The organism is Dehalococcoidia bacterium, assembly GCA_028711995.1.
Lineage (GTDB): Bacteria > Chloroflexota > Dehalococcoidia > SZUA-161 > SpSt-899 > JAQTRE01.
In genome coordinates this window covers 1-5,175 of sequence record JAQTRE010000174.1, presented here as the reverse complement: position 1 = coordinate 5,175, position 5,175 = coordinate 1, and the positions used below count along the sequence as shown (strand labels likewise).

The following is a 5,175-nucleotide window of genomic DNA, read 5'->3' as shown; positions in this document are numbered from 1 at the left end:
AGCCGAGCTTGGACTATCGCCTGCCAGCCGGGGCCGGGTGTCATCCTCAAATAAGGTTGTGGGAACGAAATGGTAACCAGATGGAGAAATACCCGCACGTTAACAAGGCGAACAAATATGCCCGCGATGTTGTCCGGGATAAAGTACCGGCCTGCAAGTGGGTAAAGCTCGCTTGCCAACGACACCTTGACGATCTGGCCCGAGAGAAATCCGGGCCTTTTTATTTCGACAAACAGGCGGCTGAGACCTTTTGCGACTTCGCTGAAAAGATGCCCCATGTTAAGGGCGAGTGGGCGAAGAGACACGAGTTGTTCGTTCTTGAACCGTGGATGTGCTTTGTTTGGGGTAACGTCTTTGGCTGGAAGCGGAAGAAAGACGGACTTCGGAGATTCAGAGAGGTCCTGCTTGAGGTCCCCAGGAAGAACGGAAAAAGTTCCCAGGCCGCTTTAGTCGGCCATTTCATGCTCTCAAAAGACGGCGAGGCCGGTTCGGAGGTCTACAGTGGCGCGACTACTGAGAAGCAAGCATGGGAAGTGTTCGGACCGGCGCGGATCATGGCGCTCAAGGCTGATGGATACAAAGAGCACTTTGATATCACGGTAAACGCCAAGAACCTTGCAATCTTAAATGACAACTCGAAATTTGAGCCGATCATCGGGAAGCCGGGAGACGGCTCAAGCCCGCACTGTGCAATCATCGACGAATACCACGAACACGACACAGCGGCACAGTATGACTCGATGCTCACCGGCATGGGAGCTCGGTCGCAACCGTTGCTGATAGTGACCACCACGGCAGGGACCAATGTTGCAGGCCCGTGCTATGACAAACGCGATCAGGTTTGCAAGATGCTCGAAGGGACAATCGAGAACGATCAACTCTTCGGGATCATCTACACGATTGATGAGGCCGACCCGTGGGACAAATGGGAGTCTTGGATCAAAGCCAACCCGAATCTAGGGGTTAGCGTTTCCGAAGACTTCCTCAGGGCACGCTTACAAGAGGCCACACAGAGAGCCAGCCGACAGAACGTCATTCGCTGCAAGCACCTTAACCAGTGGATGCAGGCGCGGGTCGCCTGGATGGATCTGCTGGCTTGGGATGCCTGCCGGGACGTAAATCTCGATATCGAGCAGTTCAAGGGTGAGCCGTGCTGGATAGCGATAGACGCAGCCAGCCGGTCGGACATCATGCCGGTGCTGAGGATGTTCAAAAGAAAAGACCATTATTTTATCTTCTGCCAGCACTGGATACCGGAAGAGGCGGCGGAGGGTGCAGACAAGACGCATTATCAGGGGTGGGTGAAAGATGGCTGGATGCAGACCACACCTGGCAATATCACCGACTATGAATATATCGAGGACGATCTGATAGCCACTCGCGGAGATTATCAGATTATCGAGTGCATCTATGACCCGTTTCATATGACGGAGATGGCGACCAGGTTAAGCAATGAAGGGTTCCCGATGGTTGAATACGGAATGACCGTCAAAAACTTCTCAGAGCCCATGAAAGCGGTAGAAGCGGCGATATTGACCAAGCACATACACCACAACGGAGACCCGGCGCTCCGTTGGCAGATTTCAAACGTGGTGGCTCGGACGGATGCAAAAGACAACATCTTCCCGAGAAAGGAATTCCCGCAGAACAAAATTGACGCGGCAGTGGCGCTGATAGCGGCATTTGCGCGGGCACAAAACCAAGTGGTTAAGCGGTCGATTTATGAGGACCGAGGCTTTGAACTTGGAGCAGTGAATTGAATATAAAAAGCATCTTAAAGGGGCTTACTCTCAAGGGTTGGTCTCAACCGCCTTTCTGGGCTCAGTCTAATCAATCGTGGGGCTCTGGTGGATATTCCAAGACTGGATTGCATATCAATGCGGATAATGCCCTGGGGGTCAGCGCCTATTATGCGGGGGTATCCTTGATTGCTCAGACAGTGGGGCAACTGGATTGCATCACCTACGAGAGGATGAAGCCAAGAGGAAAGCAAAGGGCGATTGATTATCAGTTGTACACCATTCTTCATGATGAGCCTAACCCGGAAATGACTCCGATCACATTCAAGGAAACTCTTCAGGGCCATTTGCTCACGCGCGGGAATGCCTATGCTGAGATCGAGTTTGATCCCTACTACACGGATATGCCTATGTACCTCTGGCCATTGCGCCCGGATAGAATGTTGGTCCAGCGCAATATCACAACTAATAAAATCGAATATATCTACACTCTACCAAACGGGAACAGGGGTGTTTTACCAGCAAAGAACGTGCTGCATATTCCAGGGTTCAGCTACGATGGTCTGATAGGGTACGATCCTTTGACCATGTGGAAGGAACCTCTTGGGCTGGCGAAAGCGGCCGAGGAATTTGCGGCGCGGGTCTACACCGGAACAAACCTCCGGGGGGTTATTACTCACCCTGAAAAAGTAAGCCCTGACACTGAGAAGCGGATGCGGGCCTCTTGGGAGGATCTCTATAACGGACTCACTAATGCCCACAGGATAGCCATTCTGCAAGAGGGCGTGAGTTATAAAGACGTGGGGCTTTCCCCTGAAAATACCCAATTACTTGAAGCCCGGATGTTTCAAAAAGAAGAGATAGCAATGATTCTCCACATCCCCTCGCGGTTTTTGAACGTGAAAACCGAATCGAGCGACTATGCAAACGTCGAGCAATCGGGGATAGAACTTGTCACCTATTGTCTCATGCCCTGGCTCACTCGATGGGAACAGGAGCTTGACCGGAAGCTGATACTCGGTGAGAACAAGGGAAAGTATTTCACCGAGTTTTTGACTGCCGGACTCATGCGGGGCGACCTGCTGAGCAGATATAACGCCTATGCCGTAGGCAAAAACAACGGGTGGCTATGCCCTGATGAGATCAGAGAGATCGAGAACATGAACCCGAGGACAGACGGTAAGGGCGGGGAATACCAGATTACACCGATAGGCACGGCACCGAATCCACCGAAGCAGATATAGAACAACTGAATACAAAGACCACGAAGGCCGCAAATATGCGGCTTTTTTGTTACCCAAAATCGGAGGTGGCCACATGGAACTTGAACGCAAATCCTTTACAGGGATCGAACTGAAGGAAGACAAGCCGGGGGTATTTACGGCGAAGATCGCCACCTTAAATGTCATTGATAAAGATCAGGACGTGACGCTTCCCGGCTCATTCCCCCAGGGCAAGTCAATCCTGATCAGCGCATACCAGCATGAAAGCTGGATGGGGGCCTTGCCGGTGGGCAAAGGGACAGTCAAAGAAGTCGGAAACGATGTGATTGTAGAGGGGGAATTCAACCTCAAAACGGAAACCGGACGCGAGCATTACGAGACTATTAAATTTGCCCCTGAGCTTCAGGAGTGGTCCTATGGCTTCCGTGTCACCAAACGGGGAGAGGAAACCGAATGGAACGGGCAGCCAGTGGGCCGAATCATCAAGGGCGTGGATATCTTTGAAGCCTCGCCGGTGCTTCGCGGCGCTGGGATAGGGACGGCAACCCTGGCAATCAAGACAGAAGGCAAGAAATGGCTCTATAGCGAGGAAGCTGAGGCGGCGCTTGCTGCCGTCAAGAGTTTTCTCGACCGCACAAAATCGCTTGCTGATTTAAGGCGGAAAGACGGGCGCGACATTTCTGACCCCAACAGGGAACGGCTAGAAGGACTCATGAAGCAACTGGCGGTCCTTGAGGCCGAAATCAAGGCCCTGTTGACCAAACCGGAGCCAGTCGATAACGCGGCGGCTCAAAAACTGTTCGGGGAGTTTATCCGAATCGAATCTCAAATAGTAGGAGTGAATTGAATGAAAACGAATCTGACCATGAAGCAACTCAGCGAGAAGATCGCTGAGAAATCCAAACTCGGACACATGGCCTATGAGGAAGCCGGGGCAGACCTGGACTTCTCAAGGGTGAAGTGCCTGGGAGAAGGTGATACCAAAGGCAAGGTCGAGAAGTTGCAGGCATTGAATGCCGAACTGAAAGACCTAAACGAAGACTATCAGGAGATGGTGAAGCTCACCCAGGGAAAAGACGTGATCGCCAAGTCCTACCAGCCCGGTGAGAAGGCGACTGAGCAGAAGGCCGAGAGAAAGAGCATCGGCGAACTGTTCATGGAGTCCCAAGCCTATAAACAGAAGGGCATGGTCGGCAGGGCTGACATCGACCTAAAGACGCTCTTTCAGAGTTCCGCTGGTTGGGACCCGGAAGCGACTCGAATCGGGCGCGTGTCCTTGTATCCCACAAGGCCACTGTCGGTGCTCGATTTCATCCCGATGGGAACCACCAATATGGACACCATCCGGTATATGAAGGAATCGACCTTTACGAACAACGCGGCTGAAGCGGCTGCGGGTGCTGTCTACGGTGAGGCAGCGCTGGCCCTGACCGAGACTTCTGACGAGGTGGAGAAGATCGCCGTTTGGTTGCCTTGCACAGACGAGCAACTTGAGGATGTGGCCGGAATCGGCGCTTACCTGAACCAGCGCCTGACCTACATGATCAAGGCGAAACTGGAAGCCGAAGTCCTTGAAGGAACCGGCACAACCCCGGCCCTGTGGGGCGCAAAGAGCCTCGCCTCGGTTCAGTCCCAGGCGAAGGGCGCTGACCCGGCACCGGATGCCTACTACAAGGCGTTTACGCTGGTCAGAGGAACCGGATTTGCGGAGCCGAGCGTGCTGTTCATCAATCCGAACGACTGGCAGGAAACCGCATTGCTGCGAACTGCCGATGGTATCTACATCATGGGGAACCCCACTGATCCGACTCCGAAAGTCATTTGGGGCGTGCCTGTTTGTGTGACCACGGCTTGCACCGAGGCAACCGCAATAACCGGCGACTTCACCAACTTCTCGATGCTGTTCACCAAGCGCGGCATCGACTTCAAAGTGACCGACAGCCATGACACCTACTTTGCATACGGCAAGCAGGCAGTCCGGGCCGATATGCGGTGCTCGATGGTGTACTTCAGGGATACGGCGTTCTGTAAGATTACCGGCGTTTGATGTTGCATTATAACAGGGGTGTATGATATGATAAGGGCAGCTAATACAGGAGGTTACGCCGAATGGAAAGTTGCCCTATCTGCAATCGCCCTTACGGAAAAAGGAAACGCTGTTATTTCTGCAACGGAAAAAAACGACTTGGGGAGACAAAACGGTGCCAACAATG

Annotated in this window: 4 protein-coding genes; all 4 read left to right on the top strand. The window is 52.9% G+C overall.

Features of this window, described 5'->3' with window-relative positions:
* Positions 1–80 precede the first annotated feature (80 nt).
* The 4 genes from PHV74_14810 to PHV74_14795 all read left to right on the top strand — a co-directional run bounded on the left by PHV74_14810 (position 81) and on the right by PHV74_14795 (position 5,009).
* Positions 81–1,760 (top strand): terminase large subunit, encoded by a 1,680-nt coding sequence (locus PHV74_14810; GenBank protein MDD5095627.1) that lies wholly within the window; start codon positions 81–83, stop codon positions 1,758–1,760.
* Complete coding sequence (locus tag PHV74_14805; protein ID MDD5095626.1) at positions 1,757–2,983, top strand: phage portal protein; 1,227 nt, start codon at positions 1,757–1,759, stop codon at positions 2,981–2,983. Before PHV74_14810 ends, PHV74_14805 begins: the two co-directional genes overlap by 4 nt.
* Before the next feature lie 73 nt (positions 2,984–3,056).
* Positions 3,057–3,809: an HK97 family phage prohead protease gene (locus PHV74_14800; protein ID MDD5095625.1), complete on the top strand. Its 753-nt coding sequence runs from the start codon at positions 3,057–3,059 to the stop codon at positions 3,807–3,809.
* The gene (locus tag PHV74_14795) at positions 3,810–5,009 is read left to right on the top strand and encodes a phage major capsid protein (protein ID MDD5095624.1); all 1,200 of its coding nucleotides are present in this window, start codon (positions 3,810–3,812) and stop codon (positions 5,007–5,009) included. It begins immediately after the preceding gene.
* Positions 5,010–5,175: the final 166 nt, after the last annotated feature.